This is a genomic window from Streptomyces sp. NPDC051219 (genome assembly GCF_040682335.1).
GTDB lineage: Bacteria > Actinomycetota > Actinomycetes > Streptomycetales > Streptomycetaceae > Streptomyces.
Genome location: NZ_JBFBAS010000013.1, coordinates 12,400 through 34,930, shown reverse-complemented (window position 1 = coordinate 34,930; position 22,531 = coordinate 12,400). Strand labels below are relative to the sequence as shown.

General features: G+C 70.7%; 19 protein-coding genes and 1 pseudogene. 7 read left to right on the top strand and 13 right to left on the bottom strand.

Translation table 11 applies throughout. The features are described from left to right. Positions 1 to 76: 76 nt before the first annotated feature. The 6 genes from cobT to AB0M62_RS17005 all read right to left on the bottom strand — a co-directional run bounded on the left by cobT (position 77) and on the right by AB0M62_RS17005 (position 8,571). Positions 77 to 3,487: a nicotinate-nucleotide--dimethylbenzimidazole phosphoribosyltransferase gene (gene cobT / locus AB0M62_RS17030; protein ID WP_366074992.1), complete on the bottom strand. Its 3,411-nt coding sequence runs from the start codon at positions 3,485 to 3,487 to the stop codon at positions 77 to 79. A 334-nt stretch (positions 3,488 to 3,821) separates the two neighbouring features. Beyond that, positions 3,822 to 5,045, bottom strand: coding sequence for a precorrin-6y C5,15-methyltransferase (decarboxylating) subunit CbiE (gene cbiE / locus AB0M62_RS17025; protein WP_366074991.1), 1,224 nt, complete (start codon positions 5,043 to 5,045; stop codon positions 3,822 to 3,824). Positions 5,046 to 5,125: 80 nt separating this feature from the next. Further along, positions 5,126 to 5,764 (bottom strand): GNAT family N-acetyltransferase, encoded by a 639-nt coding sequence (locus AB0M62_RS17020; RefSeq protein WP_366074990.1) that lies wholly within the window; start codon positions 5,762 to 5,764, stop codon positions 5,126 to 5,128. A gap of 150 nt (positions 5,765 to 5,914) precedes the next feature. Then, entirely contained in the window at positions 5,915 to 6,781 is an 867-nt protein-coding gene (locus AB0M62_RS17015; protein WP_366074989.1) for a MetQ/NlpA family ABC transporter substrate-binding protein, read from the bottom strand. Positions 6,782 to 6,838: 57 nt separating this feature from the next. Beyond that, positions 6,839 to 7,570 (bottom strand): methionine ABC transporter permease, encoded by a 732-nt coding sequence (locus tag AB0M62_RS17010; RefSeq protein ID WP_366074988.1) that lies wholly within the window; start codon positions 7,568 to 7,570, stop codon positions 6,839 to 6,841. Next, on the bottom strand, positions 7,567 to 8,571 hold the full coding sequence (locus AB0M62_RS17005; RefSeq protein WP_366074987.1) for an ATP-binding cassette domain-containing protein: 1,005 nt from the start codon (positions 8,569 to 8,571) through the stop codon (positions 7,567 to 7,569). The genes AB0M62_RS17010 and AB0M62_RS17005 overlap by 4 nt, the downstream gene beginning before the upstream one ends. A gap of 520 nt (positions 8,572 to 9,091) precedes the next feature. On the opposite strand from AB0M62_RS17005, the gene AB0M62_RS17000 reads away from it, so the two are divergent. From AB0M62_RS17000 to AB0M62_RS16990, 3 genes are all read left to right on the top strand, one after another. Beyond that, positions 9,092 to 9,460 carry a hypothetical protein gene (locus AB0M62_RS17000; RefSeq protein ID WP_366074986.1) on the top strand — a complete coding sequence of 123 codons (369 nt, stop codon included), beginning with the start codon at positions 9,092 to 9,094 and terminating at the stop codon, positions 9,458 to 9,460. Next, entirely contained in the window at positions 9,453 to 9,902 is a 450-nt protein-coding gene (locus AB0M62_RS16995) for a hypothetical protein (protein ID WP_366074985.1), read from the top strand. Before AB0M62_RS17000 ends, AB0M62_RS16995 begins: the two co-directional genes overlap by 8 nt. A 139-nt stretch (positions 9,903 to 10,041) precedes the next feature. Then, the gene (locus AB0M62_RS16990) at positions 10,042 to 10,650 is read left to right on the top strand and encodes a hypothetical protein (RefSeq protein ID WP_366074984.1); all 609 of its coding nucleotides are present in this window, start codon (positions 10,042 to 10,044) and stop codon (positions 10,648 to 10,650) included. A gap of 57 nt (positions 10,651 to 10,707) precedes the next feature. Here AB0M62_RS16990 and AB0M62_RS16985 read toward each other — a convergent pair whose 3' ends face one another. The 4 genes from AB0M62_RS16985 to AB0M62_RS16970 all read right to left on the bottom strand — a co-directional run bounded on the left by AB0M62_RS16985 (position 10,708) and on the right by AB0M62_RS16970 (position 14,835). Further along, entirely contained in the window at positions 10,708 to 12,333 is a 1,626-nt protein-coding gene (locus tag AB0M62_RS16985; RefSeq protein ID WP_366074983.1) for a serine/threonine-protein kinase, read from the bottom strand. 106 nt (positions 12,334 to 12,439) lie between these two features. After that, positions 12,440 to 12,943 carry a GNAT family N-acetyltransferase gene (locus AB0M62_RS16980; RefSeq protein ID WP_366074982.1) on the bottom strand — a complete coding sequence of 168 codons (504 nt, stop codon included), beginning with the start codon at positions 12,941 to 12,943 and terminating at the stop codon, positions 12,440 to 12,442. A gap of 37 nt (positions 12,944 to 12,980) precedes the next feature. Continuing rightward, positions 12,981 to 13,505, bottom strand: coding sequence for a sigma-70 family RNA polymerase sigma factor (locus AB0M62_RS16975; RefSeq protein WP_366074981.1), 525 nt, complete (start codon positions 13,503 to 13,505; stop codon positions 12,981 to 12,983). Positions 13,506 to 13,641: 136 nt separating this feature from the next. Next, the gene (locus AB0M62_RS16970; protein ID WP_366074980.1) at positions 13,642 to 14,835 is read right to left on the bottom strand and encodes a glycerophosphodiester phosphodiesterase; all 1,194 of its coding nucleotides are present in this window, start codon (positions 14,833 to 14,835) and stop codon (positions 13,642 to 13,644) included. 138 nt (positions 14,836 to 14,973) lie between these two features. Here AB0M62_RS16970 and AB0M62_RS16965 point away from each other — a divergent pair, with 138 nt between their 5' ends. Continuing rightward, positions 14,974 to 15,738: a lysophospholipid acyltransferase family protein gene (locus AB0M62_RS16965; RefSeq protein ID WP_366074979.1), complete on the top strand. Its 765-nt coding sequence runs from the start codon at positions 14,974 to 14,976 to the stop codon at positions 15,736 to 15,738. Between the two features lie 94 nt (positions 15,739 to 15,832). Here AB0M62_RS16965 and AB0M62_RS16960 read toward each other — a convergent pair whose 3' ends face one another. Both AB0M62_RS16960 and AB0M62_RS16955 read right to left on the bottom strand, forming a co-directional pair. Continuing rightward, positions 15,833 to 17,377, bottom strand: coding sequence for an MFS transporter (locus tag AB0M62_RS16960; protein WP_366074977.1), 1,545 nt, complete (start codon positions 17,375 to 17,377; stop codon positions 15,833 to 15,835). Continuing rightward, the gene (locus AB0M62_RS16955) at positions 17,374 to 17,925 is read right to left on the bottom strand and encodes a helix-turn-helix domain-containing protein (protein ID WP_366074976.1); all 552 of its coding nucleotides are present in this window, start codon (positions 17,923 to 17,925) and stop codon (positions 17,374 to 17,376) included. Before AB0M62_RS16955 ends, AB0M62_RS16960 begins: the two co-directional genes overlap by 4 nt. 83 nt (positions 17,926 to 18,008) lie before the next feature. Here AB0M62_RS16955 and AB0M62_RS16950 point away from each other — a divergent pair, with 83 nt between their 5' ends. The 3 genes and pseudogenes from AB0M62_RS16950 to AB0M62_RS16940 form a co-directional block, all read left to right on the top strand. Continuing rightward, positions 18,009 to 18,518 carry an HAD domain-containing protein gene (locus tag AB0M62_RS16950; protein ID WP_366074975.1) on the top strand — a complete coding sequence of 170 codons (510 nt, stop codon included), beginning with the start codon at positions 18,009 to 18,011 and terminating at the stop codon, positions 18,516 to 18,518. Between the two features lie 76 nt (positions 18,519 to 18,594). Then, positions 18,595 to 18,813 (top strand): hypothetical protein, encoded by a 219-nt coding sequence (locus AB0M62_RS16945; RefSeq protein ID WP_366074974.1) that lies wholly within the window; start codon positions 18,595 to 18,597, stop codon positions 18,811 to 18,813. 271 nt (positions 18,814 to 19,084) lie between these two features. After that, positions 19,085 to 19,426 (top strand): annotated as a pseudogene (locus AB0M62_RS16940) (ISAs1 family transposase); the annotation flags it as partial. Between the two features lie 171 nt (positions 19,427 to 19,597). Here AB0M62_RS16940 and AB0M62_RS16935 read toward each other — a convergent pair. Then, the gene (locus tag AB0M62_RS16935; RefSeq protein ID WP_366075119.1) at positions 19,598 to 22,396 is read right to left on the bottom strand and encodes a glycoside hydrolase family 3 C-terminal domain-containing protein; all 2,799 of its coding nucleotides are present in this window, start codon (positions 22,394 to 22,396) and stop codon (positions 19,598 to 19,600) included. Positions 22,397 to 22,531 lie beyond the last annotated feature (135 nt).

Sequence of the window (22,531 nt, the reverse complement as noted above, 5' to 3'; positions counted from 1 at the left end):
CCGGCTGCCCGGCGCCACCCATCACGCTGCTACGTCCCGGACGTCACTCCCTCCGAGCCCCGTCCCCTCCCGCGCGTCATTTCTCCGTCACACCCGCCGAGTCGAACGTCGCCACCTCGTGCATCGCACGGGCTGCGCTCTGGACCACCGGAAGCGCCAGGAGCGCGCCCGTACCCTCGCCGAGGCGCAGGTCGAGGTCGACCAGCGGGCGCAGGCCCAGCTTGTTGAGCGCCGCCACATGGCCCGGCTCGGCGCTGCGGTGGCCGGCGATGCAGGCCGCCAGGGCCTCCGGCGCGATGGCGCGGGCGACCAGGGCCGCGGCTCCGGCGCTCACGCCGTCCAGGATCACCGGGGTGCGCAGCGAGGCGCCACCGAGAAGGAGGCCGACGATCGCGGCGTGCTCCAGGCCGCCGACCGCCGCGAGGACGCCGATCGGGTCGGCGGGATCCGGCTGGTGCAGGTCGAGCGCACGGCGTACGACGTCGACCTTGCGGGCGTGCATCTCGTCGTTGATGCCCGTACCACGGCCGGTCACCTCGGCCGGGTCCGTGTCGGTGTAGACGGAGATCAGGGCGGCCGACACGGTGGTGTTGGCGATGCCCATCTCACCGGTGAGCAGGGCCTTGTTCCCGGCAGCCACCAGGTCGCGGGCCGTCTCGATACCGACCTCGATGGCGGAGAGGACCTCTTCGCGGGTGAGCGCCGGGCCGGTGGTGAAGTCGGCCGTGCCCGGACGCACCTTGCGCGGGAGGAGGCCGGGCGTTGCGGGCAGGTCACCGGCGACGCCGACGTCGATCACGCACACCTCGGCGCCGACCTGGTTGGCGAAGGCGTTGCACACCGCGCCGCCACCGAGGAAGTTCGCGACCATCTGCGAGGTAACTTCCTGGGGCCAGGCGGTGACACCTTGCGCGTGCACGCCGTGGTCGCCGGCGAAGATCGCGACGGCGGCGGGCTCGGGGATGGGCGGCGGGCACATCCGCGACAGTCCGCTCAGCTGGGCGGAGATGATCTCCAGCATGCCGAGCGCACCGGCCGGCTTGGTCATCCGCTTCTGGCGTTCCCAGGCCTCGCCGAGCGCCTTGGCGTCGAGCGGACGGATGTTGGAGATGGTCTCCTGCAGCAGGTCGTGCGGCTCCTCGCCGGGAAGCGCGCGGCGGCCGTACGTCTCCTCGTGCACGACCCAGGCCAGCGGGCGGCGCTTGGACCACCCGGCCTGCATGAGCTCGGGCTCCTCCGGGAACTCGTCGACGTACCCCACGCAGAGGTAGGCGACGACTTCCAGATGCTCGGGGAGGCCGAGCGCGCGCACCATCTCGCGCTCGTCGAAGAAGCTGACCCACCCGACACCGAGCCCCTCGGCGCGGGCCGCGAGCCAGAGGTTCTCGACGGCGAGTGCGGAGGAGTACGGCGCCATCTGCGGCTGGGTGTGCCGGCCGAGCGTGTGTCGGCCGCCGCGGGTCGGATCGGCGGTGACGACGATGTTGACCGGGGTGTCGAGGATCGCCTCGATCTTCAGTTCCTTGAACTGCTTGGCCCGGCCCTTGGGCAATGACTTGGCGTAGGCCTCGCGCTGACGGGTGGCCAGTTCGTGCATCGACCGGCGGGTCTCGGCGGAGCGGATGACAACGAAGTCCCACGGCTGGGAGTGACCCACGCTCGGTGCGGTGTGCGCGGCCTCGAGTACGCGCAGGAGGACCTCGTGCGGGATGGGGTCGGAACGGAAGCCGTTGCGGATGTCCCGACGTTCACGCATCACACGCAGGACGGCCTCTCGCTCGGCGTCGTCGTAGCCGGGTGCGGGCGCGGGGCGCGCCGCCTCGGGGGCGGCGGCCACGGCGGTTCCAAGCTCGGGTGCCGCGGATTCGGGCGCCGGGGCCGCGGCTTCCGGCTCGGTCTCAGGCTCGGCCGCCGACGCGGTTACGGGCTCCGTCGCTGCCTCGGACGCAGACTCCAGGACTGCGGACTCGGGCGCGTCCGGGGGCTCGGCTTCGGTGACGGCCAGGGGCTCCGGCTCGGGGTCCGCGGCGAGCGTGCCGGTCCCGGGCTGCGGCGCGAGCTCCGCGGCGGGGTCCTGCGCGGTGGGAGCGTCCTGCGCGGTGTGGAACTCCGGTTGCTCGGTGACGGCCTCCGCCGCCGGGCCGGCTTCGGCTGCCGGCACCGGCTCGGGATGCGGAGCCGCCTCGCCGCCGTCACGCGGGGTGGGAACCAGCGGAACCGCCTGCGGGTCCTCGTCGACCGTCTGCTGCCCGCCGGGCTCGTGCGCCTCGTCCGCGGCGGCCCGCCCTTCGGCCTCCGCCGCGGGGGCGGGGGCCGCCGGGTCCTGGTGCTCGGGCCGGGACTGGATCTCGGCCGGGTACGGAGCCGGCTCCTGGCCCTGCTGCCGGCCTTCGTGCCGGTCGCCCTGGCTCCGCCGCTCGCCCTGGTCCCGGACCGGCTCGTGGTGCTGCGGCCCGTTCTCGTCCATGGGCTCGGACGCCTGCTCGGGCGCCGGCACGGCTTCGGAAACGGCCTGGACGGGGACCGCCGGGGCGCTCTGCTCGTCCGGTGAAGCCGGCTCGGGCGCGGGCGCCGGCTCAGGCGCGGGCGCCGGCTCATGCGCTGCGTTGTCTGGGCCCGCCGCGGCCACAGCGGCCTCGGCGGCCGGTACCGGCTGCGGTTCGGAGGCGGCCTGCGACCGGCCGACCGCCCGGGACGCGGCACCCTCGGGGGTCACCCCGGGCACGGCCGCCTCGGCGACGGGAACCGGTTGGGGCTCCGCCGGGGCCGGCGCCAGGTTCTCCCGGGACGGCAGCGAACCGTCCACCGGGACGAACTGCCCGACCGGCTGCGCCGGTTCCGGCACCGACGGGGCCTCGGGGACGACCGTTTCTGCGGGGGCCGGGGCAGTCTGGACCACCTGTGCCGCCTGCGGGCTCCACGGGCCGCCCGCGTGCGGCGGGATCTCGCCGAGCTGCGGGCCCGGCAGGACGCCGGCGCCGGTGCGCGGCACATCGAGGTACTCGGGGCCGTTGGTGGGCGGACCCGCGTGCCGTACGGGGGCCGGGTTATGCGGCGCCGAAGCGGGGCCTCGGTCCGCGAGAGAGCGAACCACCCCGCCGGTGGCCTCCGGCACGGGCGGTCCCATGTGAAGCGGTCGCCGCGCGGGAGCGGGGGCGGCCACGGGCGGCGCGACACGTACACCACTGAGGTCGACGGAGCCGGAGTCGCGGCCGCCGGCCTCGTGGGCGTCGGGCTGCGGGTCCGGAACGGGCATCGCTGCGGGCGCGGCGACCATGGCCGGGGGCACCGGCTGCGGGTCGCTCCACGCGCCCTGCGCGCTCGGCATCAGCAGCAGGTCGTCGTCCTCGGCACCACTCTCCGCAAGGTGGGCAGCGTCTGCGGGGTCGAGGAAGGAGTACGCGCCTGGAGCGGAGATGCCAGGCTGGTCCACCATGCCCGCGTTCTCCGGCATTCCCTCGCCCGGAACCTGGCCGGTGTCAGTCATGCGTACCCCTCGCCCATCGGTTGTGCTCCTTCGACCAGCTCGCCCGGGCGCCCGGTCGCGGCACACCTGTCGCCCGTCATGAAGAACGAGCGTGTGCGCCGCGCGGCACGAACACCCGCCGACATGAGTCATTGTCGCGGCCGTTTCGCCGCCATGGCAGCCATACGTGCCACGGCCCGCTGTGGACTGCGCCACGTCGCGCGTCCTCCGGTTCCGCCATACCACACAGACACCCAAACCGGGCGCCCTTTTGGGACATTGGCGAACGAAGCACCGAACGCCCCCAGGCAGTACAACGATCGGCCAGCCTACCCCGCGTGGCGCGACGGAGGGATCACGGGGCGCGATCCAGGCGCCTTCCGGAGAGCAGGAAGGCCACCGCGCGCTCGCGTTCGGACCAGGTGCGGGTGTCGAGGTCGACGGACTGCAACAGGGCGCATTCGACGGCATAGCCGCTCTCGGAAAGCGTCCTGCCGACCGCCTCCGCCTCGTCGCGCGTCGCAGCGTGCGTGACGATCCGCTCGGGGCGCCGGTCGGCGCACGCGGACACCACGGGGACTCCGCCGCCGCCGATGCGTACGACGTCGGGTTCGGGGAGCCTCTCCAGGACGTGCGGTGCGCGTCCGTTGACGACCTGGAGCTGGACATGGGCGTGCCGGGCGGCGGCATCGACCCGGGCGCAGGCGGCGGGGTCCTGGTCGACGGCGATGACGGCTGCGCCGAACCGGGCGGCCTCCACGGCAAGTGATCCGGTGCCGGTGCCGATGTCCCAGACGAGGTCGCCGGTGCGCGGGCCGAGGCGGGCCAGTTGTGCGGCACGCAGCTGGATCGATTCGCCCTCCGCCGGGCCGGGCTGTCCCGGTTCGGCCGGCAGGGCCCAGCCGCGCTCCGGCGACGGGCCTCCCGGTTCGTGGCCCGCGATCCAGCCGGCGTCCCGGTCCGCGCCGCCCCCTCCGCCGCCTCCGATGGCGATCACGACATTGGGGTCGCGCCAGCTGTGGTCGGCGGCCTTGTCCGAGGTCAGGACAGTGACCTGCTCCCGCTCGGTGCCGAGTTCCTCGCAGATCACAAAGGTGCGGTGGACGCCTTCGAGGAGCAGGGCGAGTTCGGCGGGGCCCGCTCCCGGCGAGGTGAGGACGGCGACCTTGGGGTGCGCCCGGCAGACGTTGACGGCGCGGCGCAGCGTACGGGGGTGGGCGACGACGACGTGGGCGTCGTCCCACGGCATCCCGGCGCGCGCGAAAGCGGCGGCCACGGAGGAGACGGCGGGCACGACTTCGACCTCGAGGCCGTGTTCGGGGGCGCGCAGAGTCCGTACGACACCGAAGAAGCCGGGATCACCGTCCGCGAGGACCACCGCGCTGCCGCGGTGTCCGGCGATCCGGCGGGCGGCGAGACCGACGCTGCCGAGGCGGATCCTTTCCGCGGATGCGGGCACCTCGGGGAGTGCCAGGTGGTGTGCGGCACCGGCCACCAGCGTGGCGGCCGAGAGGGCGGACCTGGCGGCTGCGGTCAGGGGCGAACCGTCCCAGCCGATCACCGTGACCCGGTCGGCCATCGTCGTCAGTCTCCTGGATGTGTCGCAGGTCGGGGCAGCCCGCACAGCGGCGGGCACGGTGAGACTACCTGGTCATCAGGTCAGTTCCAGTCGGTGTACCCGGCGTAGCCGCCCGCGTCGGCCATCTCGTCGGAGACCCCGTCGAGGTCCTCGGGGAGCAGGCTCCAGACGATGAGGTCGGTGCGCAGATCGGTCCAGCTGCCGTCCTCCGTCTGCGTGCGCGCTATCCACGCGTTGCGAAGGACGCCTTCGCTGATGCAGCCGATCTTCTGGGCGACCTGCTGGGAGGCTGCGTTGTCGGCGGCCGTACGCATCTCCAGGCGCTCGAACCGTTGATCCCGGAACAGCCACTGGGCGACCGCGAGCACCGATTCGGAGGCGTAGCCCTCTCCCCGCGCCCAGGGCGCCGTGACGTAGGACATCTCGGTGGACCGGCAGCGCCAGTCGGTGTTGCGCAGATGGACGACGCCGACGAGCCGCTGGGTCAGGAACTCGGTCACCGCGAAAACGATCCCCCGGCCCTCGGTGCGTTCGTCGTGCGCCAGCCGGGTGGCCCAGTCGTGGGCATGGGCCGTGGTGTAGGGGTGCGGGACCGAGGTCCACGCGGTGACGAGTTCGTCGTTCATCATCTCGGTCAGCGCCGTGACATCGGGCTCCTCGAAGGGGCGCATCACCAACCGGTCCGTGCTGATGGAGATGTCCGGAAAGGTGGTAGTCATGCGCAACTCCATGCCAGAGACCGTTGTCAGGGCCGTAAAGGCACAGCATGCAGCATCGGTACGCGGATGCGCATGGCCGGGTGGACGCGCGAGGGCCCCGCGCACCGGGCGGGGTGCGCGGGGCCTTCGCCCACAAGGGCCGTACGGGCGTCAGGACTTGACGGCCCCGAAAGCCGGAATGACCGAGCCGTCACCGAACTTGCTCTCGATGAACTGCTTGACCTCGTCGGAGTTGAGGAGCTTGGAGAGCTTCGCGATCCGCGGGTCGTTCTCGTTGCCCGCCTTCACGGCAAGGAAGTTGGCGTACGGGTTGCCCTCGCCCTTCTCCAGGGCGAGCGCGTCCGTGGAGGGCTTGAGCTTGGCACCGATGGCGAAGTTGCCGTTGATCACGGCGGCGTCGAAGCCGTCGAGGCGGGGGGCGATCTGGGCCGCCTCCAGCTCGGTGAACTGCAGGCCCTTGGTGTCCTTGATGTCGGCAAGGGTGGCATTGCTGCCGGCGCCGTCCTTCAGCTCGATCACACCGTTGTCGGCGAGCAGCCTGAGTGCGCGGCCCTCGTTGGTGGCGTCGTTGGGGACCGCGACGGTCTGGCCGGGCTTCAGGGCGCTGAGCTTCTCGACCTTCTTCGAGTAGAGGCCGAGCGGCTCGATCTCGACATTGACGACCGGCACGATGTGCGTGTTGTTCTGCTTGTTGAAGTCGTCGAGGTAAGGCTTGTGCTGGAAGAAGTTGGCGTCGACGTCACCGTGCTCGGTGGCCTTGTTCGGCTGGACGTAGTCGTCGAAGACCTTGACGTCCAGCTTCAGCCCTTCCTTCGCCGCGAGGTTGTCCTTGACGTACTCGAGGATGAGGGCGTGGGGGGTGGGGCTGGCGGCGACGGTGAGCGTGGCGGCCGGATCTGCCTTCCTGCCCGCGGTCGTTTCCTTCTTCGGGTCGGAGGGCGCGCTGCAGGCGCCGAGCCCGAGAGTCAGGGCGGCGGCGGCCGCGAGGGAGGCGGAGATCTTTACAGGGGTACGCACGAAGAGTGCCTTTCTTGCGGGGTTGAACTGTCCGGCAAAGGGTCCGGACATGCGGGGTCAGGAAGTCTTGGCGGGCGCCGGACTCGGCCGGGTCCCGAAGAGCCGCAGACCTGCGGCGGCCGTGGAGCGGCCCGAGCGGTGGGCCAGGCGCCGCACGACGAGGTCGCCGGCCAGCTGCACGAGGGTGACGAGGACGACCAGCAGGGCGATGTTGGCGATCATCCAGCTGCTCTCGAAGCGCAGGTATCCGCGGGTGTACGCCAGGCTGCCGAGGCCGCCGCCGCCGACCGCGCCCGCCATCGCGGAGTAGCCGATGAGCGTGATCACGGTGGTCGTGATGCCGGCGATCAGCGACGGCAGCGACTGGGGCAGCAGCACCTTGAAGACGGTGGTCCATGTTCCGCCGCCCATCGCCTGAGCGGCTTCGACGAGGCCGTGGTCGACCTCGCGAATGGCGGTCTCGGCGAGCCGGGCGAAGAACGGGACGGCGCCGATGGCCAGCGGCACGACGAAGGCGGTGGGTCCGCTGACCTGGTTGGTGACCCAGGCGGAGAACGGAATCAGAACGATCATCAGGATGAAGAACGGCAGCGAGCGGCCGATGTTCACGATCGCTCCGACGGCCTTGTTCACCACGGTGTTCTGGAGCAGCCCGCCTCGGTCGGTGAGGATGAGCAGGATGCCGAGGGGCAGTCCGCCCAGCACCGCGTAGAAGGTGGACCAGCCGACCATGTAGAGGGTGTCCAGAGTGGCGTTGACCAGCTCGGGCCGCATTTCGGTCCAGTTCACTTGGCGCCGACGTCGATCTGAAGGCCCTGCTCGCGCAGGAAACCGATCGGTACGACGTTCTCCTCGAAGCGTCCGGGGAGTTCGATCCGCATACGGCCGACCTGCTTTCCGCCGACGGTGTCCATCGCGGCCCCGAGGATCGATATGTCGACGTTGTAGGTACGCGAGAGCTGTGAGATCACCGGCTGGGTCGCCGCGTCGCCGTGGAAGGTGACGTCGACGACCGTGCGGTCGTCGCCGGAGGCCGTTCCGCTGACCGGGAAGAGTTCGTGGGCCAGCTCGGAGCCCGGCGTGGCGAGAAGTCCGGCGACGGTTCCGGACTCGGTGATCCGCCCGTCCTTCATCAGCGCGGCCGAGTCGCAGATCGTCTTGACGACATCCATCTCGTGCGTGATGAGCAGAACGGTGAGGCCGAGCTGCTGGTTGAGGTCGCGCAGCAGCTGGAGGATCGAACGGGTGGTCTCCGGGTCGAGTGCGCTGGTCGCCTCGTCGGAGAGCAGCACCTTCGGGTCGCCGGCGAGGGCGCGGGCGATGCCGACACGCTGCTTCTGCCCGCCGGAGAGCTGCGCCGGGTACACCTTCGCCTTGTCGGCGAGGCCCACGAGGTCGAGCAGTTCCAGCGCCTTGCGGGTGCGCTCCTTGCCGGAGACGCCGAGGATTTCCAGCGGCAGTTCGACGTTGGCCTGCACGGTGCGCGAGGAAAGCAGGTTGAAGTGCTGGAACACCATGCCGATCCGGCTGCGCGCCTCGCGCAGCTCCCGGCCGGCGCGGCGACCGCGTCGGGCGAGGGCGGTGAGGTCCTGGCCGTCGACGGTCACCGTGCCGGCGGTCGGACGCTCCAGGAGATTTACGCAGCGGATGAGGGAGGACTTGCCGGCGCCGCTCTGGCCGATGACTCCGAAGACCTCGCCCTCCCGCACGTGCAGATCGACGCCGTCCAGGGCGGTGACCTCACGGTCTCGCGACTGGTAGACCTTCTTCAGGCCCGTTGTGGTGATCACAGGGATTTCCGTCACTGTCGAGTGCGCGGCGCAGTGTCCGCCGGGCACGGGCAATTCGTCAGGGAACGCGAAACGGCTGAATCGGTGGAAACCGGTAGTCAACGCGTGCGCGGGGCAGGCACGTTCCGCGGTTCACGGACGTGGCTCGGCCGGGTCTCGCTTCGGGGCGCGAGGCTGCAGGAGGGGGCCCTCAGAAGGCGCACATTCGACACATACAGCGAGCACCGGGCGTAATCATCGCCTCGGTCGCAAGGGTGCGGCTGCTCGTCGTGGTCATGGCCCCAGTAAACCAGACGAGTATCCAGAGCCGATCACCGCTGTCCGAATAGCGGACACGCCTGGACAGGCTCCGACCGCCCGGGCGACTGCCACTCCGCCGCCCATGACCTGGGCGAACGCGGTCGACAGGTCCCTCGCTCGCCGGGCGGCGACGGACGGGCGGGGCCGTCGCTGTGGCCAACACCACGGCCGCCCCGGGGCCGGGCGCACCAGGTGTTTTGGCCCGTAATACCCTCGCTGCATGCTTGACGCCCTGACGGTGACACTCTGTGTGACCGCCCTCGCCCTCGCCGTGTGGTGCGGATTCGCCGCGTTCCGCGACCAGCCCACCAAGGACTGGCACTTCATCGGCATGGCCGTGGTCTCCGTGCTCGCTCTGGTCCAGCTGATCGTCGGGTTCGTGCAGCTGGCCCGGGGCGAGAAGCCCGACGAGGGCGGCGTGATCTTCGTTTCGTATCTGATCGGTGCTTTCGCGGCCGTCCCGGCCGCCGGCTTCCTCTCGCTGGCCGAGCGCACCCGATGGGGCTCGGCAACGGTCGCGGCCGGCGCGGTGGTGCTGGCCGTGCTCGAAGTCCGGCTGTACGACATCTGGGGAGGCAGCGGTGCCTGAGCCCGCCACCGGCCGGCGCGAGCGCACGCGTACCCGGCTGGTCACCGGCCCGGGGCTGCTGCTGGTCTGGGTGTACGGAGTGATCACCGTCGGCGCGGTCTCGCGCTCCGCCTACCAGATCGCCACCGAGTACGACCGGGCGCCGCTGGCCTACGCGCTCTCCGCCGCGGCGGCGCTGGTGTACGCGTTCATCACGTACTCGCTGGTGCGCGGCGGGGAGACGGCCCGCAAGGCGGCCCTGGTGTGCTGCGCCGCCGAGCTGACGGGCGTCCTGGCCGTCGGCACCTGGACGCTGGTGGAGCCCTCCGCCTTTCCCGACGCCACCGTGTGGTCCGACTTCGGCATGGGCTACCTCTTCATTCCGGTGATCCTGCCCGTGACCGGGATGCTGTGGCTGCGAAGGTCCAGGGCCGCCGCGGGCCCGCTGGGCGCCGGGCGCTAGGCCCTGTCCGGGTCCCGCCGGTACGACGCCATTCGATCAGCCGGGCTTTAATTGACACGTGGGGTTCGCACACCAGGCCGCCCCTTTCTGCCTGGAAGTGATTCCTGTGGCTCACCGTTCCCGGCCGCGGCGGCTTCTGATGCTCGCCACCGCTACCGCCCTGGCCGTAGCAGGCGTAGTGCCGCCCACCAGTGCGGCTCTCGAGACGCCGCGTGCCGGCACCTCGACCACGATGGCAGCCGGGCACGGCGGTCACGGTCGCGAGAACCACGGCATCACCATCCCCGCCGTGGAGTGGGTGAAGACGACCGACTCCCCCAGCGGCATCACGGCCGAGCTTCCCGGAAGTTCCACGGTCAGGAAGTCGGCTGTGCCCGTCGACGGCAAGATCGTCGACGTTCGTCTGTACGGGGTGGAGGTGGCTGACGGGTTTGTGGGCTTCGTCGTCTTCGACCTGCCCGGCACCCAGCAGGATCTCGACAAGATGCTTCAGGGCTCCCTCGAGGCCTACGAGCAGGTGACCGGCGAGACTCTCACCAGCAGCCGCATCCGGAAGTCCACGGTCGACGGCCACCCGGCGCTCGACGCGAGGCTCTCCACCGAGGGGGGCGTCCGCCTGGTGGGTGCCACTCGCTTCATCGCCGACGACGCCCACCTCGTCCAGGCCGTGACGCTCGTTCCTGAGGCGAACGAGAAGGCCATGAACCAGATGCATCAGCGGCTCATCGCCGGCATCCGCATGCCCTGACCCGTCTTCGAACGCTCCTCGAACCGCCCGGACCCGCACCACGGTGCCCAACGGCCGTCACTCGTTTCGGCTCAGCGGCCCCACCACATGGGCCAGGTCGGTGATCTCGTAGATGAGCTGGTCGTTGCCCGAGCGGGTCACGTTGATCTCCACTTCGGGGAGGCAGTGGGAGTTACGGGTGATCTCCTCCCGGACCACGATGCCGTCGGACGACTCCCTGAGAAGAATCCACCGCCCCCCGCAGCCAAGTGACGGGTAGTCGACGCTCGCGACCCGCTGCCCGACCTTTCCGCCGGTGTAGTCCACCTTCACCGAGTAGTCCTGGGAACCGCCCTGCCGCAGCAGGCCACTCCACTTTCCCCGGTAGGTGAAGGACTTCGAGGCGGGCTTCCTGGTGGGGGACGAGGTACTGCTGCTCCCGTCCTTTCCGGCGGTCGCGGGCGATGACACCCACGGGGCCGAGGCGCCGGGATCCGCCGTCCGGTCGTCTCCCCGGCCGCCGTCGTCCGGCTTCACCAGCATCACCAAGGTGGCCAGTACGGCGACCGCGCAGACGGTGCTCAGGACCGGTACGAGGGCACGACCACGGCGCGTGTCGCCGCCCGCCGGCGAGACGGTCGGCCACGAGGCGGGAGTCCGCGGGGCCGCGGGCCGCAGGGACGGAGGGTAAGGGTGGGGGTGGGGCTGCTGGACCTGAGGCGGGGGCTGGGGCTGGGGCCGGGGCTGCGAGTGAACGGTCGGCAGGGCGTGGACACCCTGGGAACCGTCCAGCCGGGTCTGCGGCGGATCGTCCAGGCTGAGAAGGCGGGCGGTCCGGAGGCCTATCTCCGCCGTCAGCGCCGGCGGGAGCCAGGTGCTCTGATGCTCGCCGGCCGTCGCCGCGGTCGCGGCCTCGGCGATCTCACGCAACGGCGGGCGCTGTCCGGGGTCCTTCGCCATGCAGCGCAGCACCAGCCCGGCCAGCGGTCCCGACAGTCCCTCCAGGTCCGGCTCCTCCTCGATGACCCGCATCATCAGCGCGTAGCTGCCGCTGTCGGAGTCGCCGAACGGATGCCGGCCCGTGGCAGCGAAGGCAAGTACCGAGCCGAAGCTGAAGACATCGCTGACCGCGAGGACATCCCGGCCCCTGACCTGCTCCGGGGACATGTAGCCGGGAGAGCCGATCACCGCGCCGGTCCGGGTAGCGACACTGGCGTCGGCCGCCCGCGCGACGCCGAAGTCGATCACCCGGGGGCCGTCGAGGGAGAGCATCACGTTGGACGGCTTGAGGTCCCGGTGCACGAGCCCACTCTCGTGGATGTTCCGCAACGCTCCTGCCAGCCCGGCGGCCAGCGACCACACCGACCGTTCGGGCAGCCGATCGCCCGGCCCGGTCACCGCCTCGTGCAGGGTGAGGCCGGGCACGTAAGCGGTGGCGAGCCATGGGGTGGCGGACTCCGTGTCGAAGTCGAGAACGGGTGCCGTCCAGGCGCCGTCGACCCGCTGCGCGGACCGTACCTCGGCGCGGAACCGCCGCCGGAACTCGGGGTCGTGGGACAGCTGCGCGTGGATCACCTTGACCGCGGCCATCCGGCCCTGGGCCGAGCGCCCCAGGTACACCAGCCCCATGCCGCCCGCGCCGAGCCGGCCGAGCAGCCGGTAGCTGCCGATCCATGACGGGTCCTCCGCCCTGAGTGCCTCCACGGTGATCCGCGCCCCCCGACTGGTCTCACGAGCCGTGCGCACACATTCTCGCACCGCGTACGGCCCTGGCGGGCCAACTCGAGGGTGTCCGGGCGCCGTAGAGGACCTAAGCGCTGGCGACGAATGCCCGGGGGTCCGCCTCCTTCTCCAGCGTGACCAGCGTCAGGGCGGGCCCGATACGCCGGCTGGCCACCGCGGCGTAGCCACGGCTGCGGTAGAGGCGCAGATTGGTTTCGCTGCGGTGTCCGGTGAAGAGCTGGAACCGCTTCGCCGCCCGCTCGGCGGCGAAGTACGTCTCTATGGCGGCCAGCAGTCTGCCGCCCAGCCCATGTCGCCGCATCCGCGGGTGCACGATCAGCTTGGCAATCCGGGCGGTACCCGCCTCGTCCACGCTGCCGCGCACCGAGGCCACCACTTCATCGCCGAGGCGGGCCACCAGTCCGTAGCCGCCGGCGAGTTCGGCCCTGATGCCGGCGAGCGTCTGGGTGAGCGGCTCGATGGCGTAGTCGCCGTAGAGCTCGGCCTCGCTCTGGTAGCACAGGTACTGCAGTTTGCAGATCTGCTCGGCGTCCTCTTCGGTCGCCGCAGAGATGGTCACGCTCATGCCCATGTGTGCATGCCTCCCGCTCACCTGGTTCCCGCTCGGTCTACGGCTCCTTTCCCCAGGGTTCAGGAGCCCCAACCTCCGCCCGCAGCATTCTGCGCAGACACCCCAGGCATCGGGAACGCACGGGCCCGAGACTGCCTTGTGAGATACCCAGCTCTCCTGCGATTTCCCGGTAGGTCGGATCGTCCGGGGAGAGCATCGCGCCGAGCAGTTCGGGGCACCGGCCGGGGAGCCGTCCGACTGCCGCCCGCAGGGCGCGGTGTCGCTCGCCGGCCAGCGCCCGGCCCTCCGGGGAGGAGTCGTGTCCCGTCGCCGGTTCCGGGCCGTCGGCGTGGTACGCGGCTTCGCGCCGCCTTCTGCGGCGGGCGATGCGCGCCTCCGTCCGTACGGCGGAGCGCACCCAGCGCGCGGGTTCGTCCGGTCCCGTCTCGCGCTCCAGCAGTCTCAGCCATACGGCCTGTTCGATGTCGGCCGCCTCGATTCCGGCCGCCGACGCCTCGGCCGCGGCTTCGGCGCGGAGGAGAGGGCGCAGTGCGGCCACCAGCTGTGCGGTACTCGTGGTCATGCCGGGCGGGACGCCGGGACGGGACGGCCCGGTTTCCCATAAGGCCGGAAGTCACCCCAACCGGTCCACAGCGGCACAGAGTTGACGCGGACTCGGACCCGGAGCGAAGGGCTCCGGGCCCGGGGGCAGCGGTCCGTCAGTCGGTCTCGTCACGGGTGAAGTCGGCCGCGGCCAGCAGTCCCGTGTCGGGGTGGTCGGTGAAGATCCCGTCGATGCCCTGCTCGAAGTACGTCCTGAAGGCGCCGAAGGAGTCCCCGTACGCGTTCGGGTCCGTACCGCGCCGGAAGTCCAGCGGCAGGAAGCTGTTCTCGTTGCGCATCGTGTACGGGTGGAGGATCAGCCCCTGCGCGTGAGCGTCGCGGACCAGGGTGGTCGGCGTGCCCAGCTTTCCGGCGGCGTCCTTCGGGATGATCAGGTCCAGCGTCGGCCCGATGCCCTGGGCGAAGCCGGCGATCCACTTCAGCCCCTCGGGCGTGACCAGATCCGCGACTGTGCGCGGGTCTCCGGCCTGGACGAAGTCCCAGGGCCGGGAGGCCGCGGAGGAGAGCAGCACCACGCGCGGCGAGGCCACCAGCTTCGACAGCCGCTGGATGCTGGTCGGCTCGAAGGACTGCAGGAAGACGGGCGAGTGCTTCTTGTCCCGGCGGTACTTGCGCAGCAGCCGCGCCAGCGGCTCCTCCAGGCCGAGGCCCAGGCCGCGGAAGTAGGTGGGGTGCTTGGTCTCGCAGTGGAGCCAGATGGGCCGGCCGCGCCGGCGGCCCTCCTTCTCGGCCCAGCGCAGCACCTCCTCGAGGGTGGGGATCTCCCAGCGGCCGTCGTAGAGCGTGTTCTCCTGCCGGACGCCCGGGATGCGCTCCTTGGCCCGCAGCGTCTTGAGTTCGGCGAGCGTGAAGTCCTCGGTGAACCAGCCGGTCTGGGAGACCCCGTCCACCGACTTGGTGGTCTTCCGGCTCGCGAACTCGGGGTGCGCAGCGATGTCGGTCGTACCGGTGATGTCGTTCTCGTGACGGCAGACGAGATGGCCGTCCTTGGTGGGCACGAGGTCCTGCTCGACGACGTGCGCACCGAGGTCGAGCGCGAGCTGGTACGAGCCCAGCGTGTGCTCCGGCCGGTAGCCGCTGGCGCCGCGGTGGGCGATGACGGTCGGCACCGGCAGGTCGCGGTAGGAGGAGCCGTGCCCGCGACGCTCCCGGGCGGCTGCCGGACCGCCGCCGAGGCCGAGCCCCAGTGAGGCGCCCCCGATGCCGAGCACCGCGGCCCCGAGCAGCTTGCGCCGGCCGGGGCTCGTACCGGCGGCCTCGTCGCGTCCCGCTGCCTCACCCTGCGTCATGAGCGCTCCCTCGATGTGATGTTCCGCACCTGCCGAATGGCGGACCGATGGTAGGCATTTGCATGTGACGCAGGGGAGAGGATGTAAATAACGTGGTGGAAACGTATGTCAACACTGCGTATCCCTTGGGTGAACCCGATGTGCGATCAGACCCGACCCGCGAGTATCGTCCTCACCTGCACAGACTTCACACTTCTACAGAGACACTCACGCCGCCGGAGGGCCCCGTTGTCCCGATTCGCGCTCATCAAGGCAGTGCTCGGACCGATCATGCGCCTGATGTTCCGCCCAAAGGTGGAAGGCGCCGAGAACATCCCGGGCACCGGTCCGGTGATCCTCGCGGGCAACCACCTCACGTTCATCGACTCGATGATCATGCCGCTGTTCTGTGAGCGTCAGGTGTTCTTCATCGGCAAGGACGAGTACGTCACCGGCAAGGGAGTCAAGGGCCGGCTCATGGCCTGGTTTTTCACCGGCTGCGGCATGATCCCGGTCGACCGCGACGGCGGCCGCGGCGGTGTCGCGGCGCTGATGACCGGCCGCCGGGTGCTCGAGGACGGCAAGGTCTTCAGCATCTACCCCGAGGGCACCCGCTCCCCGGACGGCCGTCTCTACCGGGGGCGCACGGGCATCGCCCGCCTGACGCTGATGACCGGCGCCCCGGTGGTGCCCTTCGCGATGATCGGTACGGACAAGATCCAGCCGGGCGGCGCGGGTCTGCCGCGCCCCGGCCGGGTCACGGTCCGGTTCGGCGAGCCGATGGAGTTCTCGCGTTACGAGGGCATGGACCGCGACCGCTACGTGCTGCGCGCGGTGACCGACTCGGTCATGAGCGAGGTCATGCGGCTGTCCGGCCAGGAGTACGTGGACATGTACGCAACGAAGGCGAAGGCCGCCGCCTGACACCGTCTCCGTGGGCCGGCGCCTGGTCGGGCCGGCAGCACCGCGTGACGAAGGGCCGCACCCGCGGGGTGCGGCCCTTCCGCATGTCACGATGTCACGCGTGCTCGATGCCGTCCTCGAGCTTCTGGCCGCGCAGCATGAACCACGCCGCGACCGCGGTGGCGAACAGCACCGAGGCACCCACCGCGCCCGCCGCGTGGAAGCCGCTCGCGAAGGCCTCCTGCGCCGCGGAGAGCAGAGCCCCGCCCTGCTCCTGCGGCAGTGCCTTCGCCGACTCCACCGCGCCGCCGAGGGAGTCCCGCGCCGCGTCCGCCATGCCCGCCGGAACGCCCTCGGGGACGGTGAAGCCCCGGTAGACCCCGGTCACGACGGAGCCGAGCACGGCGATACCGAGCGCGGCGCCCAGTTCGTACGCCGTCTCGGACACGGCGGAGGCGGCGCCGGCCTGCTCCTTGGGGACGGTGGACAGAATGACGTCAGCCGTCACCGTGAAGGCGAGCCCCGCGCCCAGTCCACCGAGGAACAGCGCGAGCCCGAGGGCCACGACCCCGGTGTCGGCGCTCAGGGCCGTACACGCCGCGAGAGCCAGTCCGACCGCCGTCAGGCCACCGGAGACCGTGCTGCGCACCGACGCCCTGCGGGCCAGGTGGCCGGCCATGAGTCCGGCGCCCACCGCGCCGATCGCCGCGGGGAGCTCGATGAGGCCCGCCTCCAGCGGCGAGCGTCCCTGCACGAGTTGCAGGAACTGGGAGAGGAAGAAGACCAGGCCGGACAGGCCCAGGATGGTCAGCAGGTCGGCCAGGACGGCGCCGGAGAAGCCCCGGTGGTGGAACAGGCGCACATCCAGCAGCGGCGAGGGCAGAGTCAACTGCCGCCGGACGAACCAGATCAGGGCGGCGAGTCCGATCACACCCGTCCCTGCCATGTCCCAGCGGAAGCCGTGAACCGCCGCCTCCTTCACGGCGTACACCACGGCGACCATGCCGATCAGGGACAGACCAACGCTGATCAGGTCCCACGGGCCGGGGTCGGGGTCGCGCGACTCCGGCAGCAGTTTGATGCCGACGAGCACCAGCACCGCCATCACCGGCAGGTTGATCAGGAAGACCGAGCCCCACCAGAAGTGCTCCAGCAGGAATCCGCCCACCACGGGTCCGACCGCCGCGCCTGCCGAGGCGGCGGCGCCCCAGATACCGACGGCGAGGCTGCGTTCCCTGGGGTCGTGGAAGATGTTGCGGATCAGCGCGAGCGTGGACGGCATCAGGGTGGCGCCCGCGACGCCGAGCAGCGCCCGTGCGAGGATCATCATCTCGGGGCTCGTGGCGTACGCGTTCAGCACGGACACCGCCCCGAAGGCGACGGCACCTGTGAGCAGAAGCTTCTTGCGGCCGATGCGGTCGCCCAGGCTGCCCATGGAGACGAGCAGGCCGGCGATGACGAACGAGTAGACATCGCCGATCCACAGCAGCTGGGTGCCGGACGGTTTCAGGTCCTCGCTGAGGAACGGTGTGGCGAGGCCGAGTACGGTCGCGTCCACCGCCACCAGCAGTACGGCCAGGACGAGGACGGCGAGCGCGAGCCACCTGCCCGGACTGCGTACGGTCTCCGACTCCGTCGCCCGCCGGTCGGTACTCGTCATTTCTCCACGCTCCGTCGTGCGCCGCCGAGCAACAACTCGGCGATCATGTACTGGAAGTCCTTTGCCGCGACCCGGCCGTCCTGTACGGCCCAGGCGCAGGTGCCGATGAGGCCGTACAGCGCCTCGGTCAGCCAGGCGGGGCTGAGGTCGATCCGGAACTCGCCCTCCTCCTGGCCGCGCCGGAAGAGCGCGGAGACGCGGGCGTCGAGCCGGGCCCAGCCCTCGTTGACCTGTTCGCCCTCGAAGAGCTGGTTCTCCGTCACCAGGAAGGCGAGCAGCCCGGCGCCCGGCTCGGTCTCCGCGATGAGCCGGCGCAGCGCGTCGCTCGCCGCGCCCTCGTCGAGGCGGGCGGCGTCGAGCGCCGCCTCGAACTCCCGGATCCCGAGGTCTTCGAGCGCCTTGACGAGGGCGTCGCGCCCGGCGAAGTGCCGGTGCAGGGTGGCGCGCCCGATGCCGGCCGCCTTCGCCACCTCGTCCATGGTCGCGGTCGACTTACGGGAGAGGAGGGCGGCGGCGGTGCGCAGTACCTGCTCGCGATCGACTGTCATGAGACAACCATAACCCAAATGAGACGTTGATGTCTCACAATAATGCCGCGCCGCTTCAGCGGCCGGGGAGGGATCCTGTGCCCATGAAGCCGCTGCTGCTGATTGACGTCGACGGCCCGCTCAATCCGTACGCCGCTCCCGCGACCCGCCGCCCGGCGGGCTACGCCACCCACCGGATGCGGCCGACGGGGTGGGAGACCCGGCCGCTTCGGGTCTGGCTCAACCCGGAGCACGGCGCGGAGCTGCGGGGGCTGGCGAGGCAGTACGAGCTGGTGTGGGCCACGACCTGGAAGGCCGAGGCCAACGAGTGGATCGGGCCGCACCTCGGACTGCCCGAGCTGCCGTACATCGATTGGCCCGAGATGCACGGAAAGGCCCCTCGCGGGATCTTGTGGAAGACGCAGTACGTGCTGGAGTACGCGGCGGGACGGCCTTTCGCGTGGTTCGACGACGAGATCACGTCGATGGACCGGGAGTGGGTGGACCGGCACCACCTGGCCGCCGCCCTGCTGCTGCACGTCCATCCCGGTATCGGGCTGACCCGGCCGGACTTCGACGCGCTCGCGGACTGGGCGGCGGCACTGGGGGTCTGACCGCGCGGATGACTGCCGCGCGAGACGGCTTCCCGCGGGACGGTGCGAGGCATGTACCGGCCGCCTGCTCGCGCTGGTGGCCGAGGGCAACGAGGAGGGCCCCACACTGCTGGCGTCACTGAAGCGGGACCCGGGCGCGGTGGGGCTGGACTCACTGCTGACGGAGATCACCAAGCTGACGTCGGTACGGAAGTTCGGCCTGCCCGAGGGACGGTGGGCGGCTTCCCTCACGCCCAGGGTTATGGGGTGCGGCCTGGGCGGTCCGATGCCCCACGCGATCACACGGTTCTCGTGACAGCGCCAGGGATCGCCCCAGGGATCTGTCGATTAATAACTGATTGATTTGGTCACGTGGCAGCTCGTGCCCGGCGATGGCCGCGAGTTCTTGTGGGGTCGTGGCCCTGATGGCGCCGGGTGAGGTGGTGTGGCCGATTGCTTCGAGATCGGCGCCTGTCTCTTTGACGGCTCGGAAGATGCGTCCGGCGCTGACGCCGCACAAGGCGGCCAGAGTGGTGCGGGGTGTCTTCCAGCGGTGTGTCAGAACGGCGATGAGGACACGGTCGGCCGCGGAGAGGAACTGGGTGACGCTCCGCCGCGTGCTGGGCCTGCTCGATCCGGCCCAGGTCAGCGCGGCCGGCTTCGCCTACCTGCGGCCACTTCTGGAAAACGCCGCACGGCAAGCACCCACCCCGCGCACCCCCGATGGACTGATCGAGCGGGAACAACGCCGCGCGCACCGCCAAGCCGAGCGGGCCGCAGCACCCACAGCCCGGCGGCGGTCCGTGGCCGTGGACGGCAAGTGCCTGCGTGGCACCCGGCGACCGGACGGCAGCCGCGTCTTCGTGCTGTCCGCCGTCCGGCACGGCGACGGCATCACCCTGGCCTCCCGTGAGATCGGCGCGAAGACCCGTCGGAGACTTGTTCGCGTGATCTCCGGGGCTGAGAAAAGCGCAGCGAACTGCGCTCGGAGAAGCCCTGATTCTGCACCGTTGGACGCGGGTTCGATTCCCGCCATCTCCACAATTCCCATGTTGAGACGAAGGCCCGGCTGCTACGGCAGCCGGGCCTTCGTCGTGTGCTCAGCGCAATGAGAACGTGCTGATGCGCAGGCCTTCGCTCAGGACCAGGTACACGTCCTGGCGGCCCTTCGCGGTGCTCAACGCGGCTGTCACGGTCGTGTACGTGTACTTCGAGCCCGTGCCGGCGACCTGGGCCGTGCCCGCGAGCGGGCCGGTCGGGGAGCCCAGGCGGATCTCCACCGTGCCGGTCCCGGCGGAGGCCTTCGCCATCTGCGCGGTGAGCACCCCGGCGCCCGCGCCCAGCTGCACGTCGGAGTACCTGAGCCAGTTGCCGGAGCCCGTGGACGCGACGGAGTCTCCGCGCTCCTTGGACTCGTCGACCAGCCGCACGCCCGTCGCGTAGTCGTCGAAGTTCACGGCCCGCGTCGTGCGGGACAGATCACGGGCCGGGATCGTCTCGCCGCGCACCTTCAGGCTCGTACGGCCGCGGATGTCGTCGGATGCCGAGCCGACCATCAGGTCGTACGTGCCGCTCTCCACCACCTGCCTTTCGCGGGTGACGTCCCAGTGCGCCAGGTCCGCGGTCTTCAGCGGCAGCAGCACGCTCTTCGTCGCGCCCGGCTTCAGCGACACCCGCTGATACGCCTTGAGCTGCTTGACCGGCTGCTTGTCCCGGGAGGTCCGCTGGTGGACATAGAGCTGGACGACCTCGTCGCCCGCCCGCTTGCCGGTGTTGGTGACCGGGACCCGGACCCCGCCGCGCACCACCTCCGGCTTGCCGTACCGGAAGCTCGTGTACGAGAGGCCGTGGCCGAAGGCGTACAGCGGATCGCCCCGGTAGTAGAGGTAGGTGGAGTCCGACTTGATGATGTCGTAGTCGAGGATGTCGGGCAGCTCCTGCTCGGACCGATACCAGGTCTGGGTGAGCCGTCCGGACGGGTTCACATCGCCGAACAGCACGTCGGCGAGGGCGTTTCCGGTCTCCTGGCCCGCGTGGGTCGTCCACAGCAGGGCGGGGACACTGGCCTGCTCCCGGTTCAGGGTGGTCGGATAGCTGTTCTCGACGACCACGACCGTGCGCGGGTTGGCCGCCTGCACGGCCCTGACCAGTTTCTGCTGCTTCTCGGCGAGCCCCATGTCCGTACGATCGTGGTCCTCGCGGCCGTTGATCGCGGGCATCGAGCCGACCACGACGACCGCGGTGTCCGCGGCCCTGGCGGCCTTCACGGCCTCGTCGACTCCGCTGCGTACGACGTCCTTGGCGTAGTGCGCCGCGTCGGCCTCGGTGACCAGGGTGAGGGTGCCGTCCGTGCCCGGGCCGAGGTACTTCTTGTCGCCAAACCAGTCGTAGGCGGTCTCGTAGCCCGCATAGCGCAGCAAGAATGAACCGTCGTCCTGCTGCTCCAGCTTGAACTGCTGCTGGACGAACCAACCGCCGGGCTGGTCCTGGTCGTTGCGGAACGAGCCGTTGGTGTTGCCGATGTACTTGCCATTGGCGACGCTGCGCAGCGTCAGCACGCCCGCGCCCCAGTCGAAGGCGTCGAACTGGGTGTTGTCGGTGGCCGTGGTCGCGCTCTCCGCGATCGGGGTGGCGTCACCCGCGGTGATGTACTTGCCGGTCGCCGTGTTCTTGAGGGCGATGCGGTCCGTGCCCTCGCTGCTGGTGACGGTCGCGCCGGAGCCGAGGCGGGCGGCGATGCCCTCCTTGGGGGTGACCTGGTAGGGGAGCGTTCCCGAGTACCAGTCGGAGTAGAGGGTGTCCGCGAGCGGGCCGACGACGGCGACGTTCCTGGTCTTCGAGGCGTCGAGCGGGAGCGCCTTGTTCTGGTTCTTCAGCAGCACCATCTGCCCGGCGGCGGCCCTGCGGGCCAGTTTCTGATGGGCGGGGGAGTTGATCACCGACTTGTCGATGGAAGCGTACGGGCCGCCGTCCGGGTCGAACTCGCCGAGCCGGAAGCGGATCGAGAGGATGTGGCGTACGGCGTCGTCGACGTCGGACTGCTTCAACAGACCATTGGCGAGTGCTGTCTTGACGGCCGTGGTGGTGGGCGCGGAGTCCGTGCCGTCGGTGGTGAAGCTGTCGACGCCGGCCTTGATGGTGGCGGCGTCGGCCTCGGCGAGGGTGTCGTAGTAGCCCTGCGTCCCCGGCAGCAGGTTGTTCGGCGCCCAGGCGTCGGTGACGTTGAACAGGTCCTTGTCGGTCCAGGAGCGCACGGCGTCGTCGAGGTCCGGATTGACGGTTGCCGGGCGGCCGTTGACGAGGTTGTACGAGGTCATCACTCCGGTGGCCGCGTCGGCGGCGATGGCGGGCTTGAAGGCGGCCTCCTCGTACTCGTGCAGCACACGTGGCCGGAGGTCGGAGGAGCTGGTGGCGCGGTTCACCTCGTTGTTGTTGGCGAGGTAGTGCTTGAGGGTCGGGGCGGTCTTGAGGTGGTCGGGGTCGTCGCCGGTGAGGCCCTTGCCGTACGCGGTGGCTATCGATCCGGTGAGGTACGGGTCCTCGGAGTAGCCCTCCTCGTTGCGTCCCCAGCGGGGGTCGCGGAGCGGATTGACCACTGGGGCCCAGACGTTGAGGCCCCAGCCGTCGGGGCGCTCCTGCTGGAAGCCGCGGACCTCGTCGCCGACGGCCGAGCCGACCTGTTCGATGAGCGCCGGGTCCCAGGTGGAGGCGAGCCCGACGGCTTGCGGGAAGACGGTGGCCTCGCCGAGCCAGGCGACTCCGTGGAGGGCTTCGGTGCCGGTGCGGAAGGGCTGGATGCCGAGACGGGGGATGGCAGGCTGGTACTGGTGGAGGAGGGAGACCTTCTCGTCGGGGGTGAGGCGGGCGAGGAGGTCCTCGACGCGGGTGTTCAGTGACAGCTTGGGATTGCGGAAGGCGGGGGCGTCGGCGGCGGGAGCGTTTCCGGCGGTGCCGAGGCTTGCGAGCAGGGCGAGTGCGATTGCGGGTACGGCTATGCGCAGGGTGTGGTGCGATCTCTTGCTTCTTGTGCCTTT

Excerpts from the sequence above, each read along its gene's own strand:
- cobT (WP_366074992.1), bottom strand. The coding sequence starts at position 3,487 with ATGACTGACACCGGCCAGGTTCCGGGCGAGGGAATGCCGGAGAACGCG.
- cbiE (WP_366074991.1), bottom strand. The coding sequence starts at position 5,045 with ATGGCCGACCGGGTCACGGTGATCGGCTGGGACGGTTCGCCCCTGACC.
- AB0M62_RS17020 (WP_366074990.1), bottom strand. The coding sequence starts at position 5,764 with ATGACTACCACCTTTCCGGACATCTCCATCAGCACGGACCGGTTGGTG.
- AB0M62_RS17000 (WP_366074986.1), top strand. The coding sequence starts at position 9,092 with ATGCTTGACGCCCTGACGGTGACACTCTGTGTGACCGCCCTCGCCCTC.
- AB0M62_RS16990 (WP_366074984.1), top strand. The coding sequence starts at position 10,042 with ATGCTCGCCACCGCTACCGCCCTGGCCGTAGCAGGCGTAGTGCCGCCC.
- AB0M62_RS16980 (WP_366074982.1), bottom strand. The coding sequence starts at position 12,943 with ATGGGCATGAGCGTGACCATCTCTGCGGCGACCGAAGAGGACGCCGAG.
- AB0M62_RS16975 (WP_366074981.1), bottom strand. The coding sequence starts at position 13,505 with ATGACCACGAGTACCGCACAGCTGGTGGCCGCACTGCGCCCTCTCCTC.
- AB0M62_RS16970 (WP_366074980.1), bottom strand. The coding sequence starts at position 14,835 with ATGACGCAGGGTGAGGCAGCGGGACGCGACGAGGCCGCCGGTACGAGC.
- AB0M62_RS16965 (WP_366074979.1), top strand. The coding sequence starts at position 14,974 with ATGTGCGATCAGACCCGACCCGCGAGTATCGTCCTCACCTGCACAGAC.
- AB0M62_RS16960 (WP_366074977.1), bottom strand. The coding sequence starts at position 17,377 with ATGACGAGTACCGACCGGCGGGCGACGGAGTCGGAGACCGTACGCAGT.
- AB0M62_RS16955 (WP_366074976.1), bottom strand. The coding sequence starts at position 17,925 with ATGACAGTCGATCGCGAGCAGGTACTGCGCACCGCCGCCGCCCTCCTC.
- AB0M62_RS16950 (WP_366074975.1), top strand. The coding sequence starts at position 18,009 with ATGAAGCCGCTGCTGCTGATTGACGTCGACGGCCCGCTCAATCCGTAC.